Here is a 995-nt window from a genome sequence, read left to right on the forward strand (position 1 = left end):
TCTGCTCTCTTTGTATTCTCCCGCTCTCCGCCACCAAGTTCTTTCCTCCTCCCCCTCCTTCCCCCCCCCCCCCCCCCCCCGGCCCGCGTCAGCCGCTTGCCTGGCGCTCGCTCGAAGTTTCTGTTCCACCCTGCCTGTTGCTCGACCATGAGTGCCTTCAACGAAGAACGTGTGCTGAGCGTGCGTCACTGGACCGACCGTCTGTTCAGCTTCAAGACCACCCGCGACCAGGCTTTCCGCTTCCAGAACGGCCATTTCACGATGATCGGCCTGAAGGTCGAGGGCAAGCCGCTGCTGCGCGCCTACAGCGTGGCCAGCGCGAACTACGAGGATCACCTCGAGTTCTTCAGCATCAAGGTGCCCGACGGCCCGCTGACCTCGCGGTTGCAGCACCTCAAGGAAGGCGACACCATCCTCGTGGGCCGCAAGCCCACCGGCACCTTGCTGCTGGACTATCTGCTGCCCGGCAAGCGCCTGTACCTGCTGGCCACTGGCACCGGGCTGGCGCCTTTCCTCAGCGTGATCCGCGACCCGCACACCTACGAGCGCTTCGAACAGGTGGTGCTGGTGCACGGCTGCCGCCAAGTGGCTGAGCTGGCCTATCAGGATCTCATCACCGAAGAGCTGCCCAAGCACGAGTTCCTGGGCGAGCTGGCCTCCGAGAAGTTGCTGTACTACCCCACGGTCACGCGCGAGCCCTTCCGCCACCAGGGCCGCATCACCACGCTGATCGAGAACGGCAAGCTCTTCGACGACCTCGGCCTGCCCACGCTCGACCGCGAGCACGACCGCGTGATGATCTGCGGCAGCCCGGCCATGCTCAAGGACCTCAAGGGCCTGCTCGATGCGCGCGGCTTCCATGAGGGCAACACCTCCCGGCCTGGCGACTACGTGATCGAGCGCGCCTTCGCCGATCAGTAAACCGCCCTTCGGCGCACCCGCCCCCTGCGGCCCCTGCCCCCGGCAGGGGCCGCAGCGCTTGGGCCCAACATGTC

The 995-nt window shown here is 66.1% G+C and carries 1 protein-coding gene; it reads left to right on the forward strand.

The window, feature by feature from the left end:
* Positions 1 to 147 precede the first annotated feature (147 nt).
* Complete coding sequence (locus tag ACK42S_RS14255; RefSeq protein WP_409708844.1) at positions 148 to 921, forward strand: ferredoxin--NADP reductase; 774 nt, start codon at positions 148 to 150, stop codon at positions 919 to 921.
* Positions 922 to 995 lie beyond the last annotated feature (74 nt).

Origin of the sequence: Caldimonas sp. (assembly GCF_046289365.1) — a bacterium.
Classification (GTDB): domain Bacteria; phylum Pseudomonadota; class Gammaproteobacteria; order Burkholderiales; family Burkholderiaceae_C; genus Caldimonas.